Origin of the sequence: Amphibacillus jilinensis Y1 (assembly GCF_000306965.1) — a bacterium.
GTDB classification, from domain to species: domain Bacteria; phylum Bacillota; class Bacilli; order Bacillales; family Amphibacillaceae; genus Amphibacillus_C; species Amphibacillus_C jilinensis.
This window is the reverse complement of the sequence record NZ_JH976450.1, coordinates 724-1,062: the sequence shown is the minus strand read 5'-3', so window position 1 is coordinate 1,062 and position 339 is coordinate 724. Positions and strand designations below refer to the sequence as shown.

Genomic DNA, 339 nt, shown 5'->3' with positions numbered 1-339 from the left:
GATTGTCTTGTCAGACATCTTATCTAGTTTTGAAGGTGTAATTTGTTGATTATGTTCGATTAATATTGCCTCGTCTAGGGCTAATATCGAACGATATTGCATCTTGTCAACTTTAGTTTTGAAAGCAAACTACTTTTTATTAAAAAGAATTTTTTATTAAAAACCACTTGCTTTTAAAGACAAAAATGAATATAATATATCTTGTCCTTGAAAAAAATATGTCTAGTGACAATAGCGAAGAGGTCACACCTGTTCCCATGCCGAACACAGCCGTTAAGCTCTTCAGCGCCGATGGTAGTTGGGGGTTCCCCTGCGAGAGTAGGACGTCGCTAGACTTTG

General features: G+C 36.9%; 1 rRNA gene. It reads left to right on the top strand.

Annotated elements, in window-relative coordinates:
* Positions 1-221: 221 nt before the first annotated feature.
* A 5S ribosomal RNA gene (gene rrf, locus B494_RS0118675) occupies positions 222-335 on the top strand.
* The last annotated feature ends 4 nt before the right edge of the window (positions 336-339 follow it).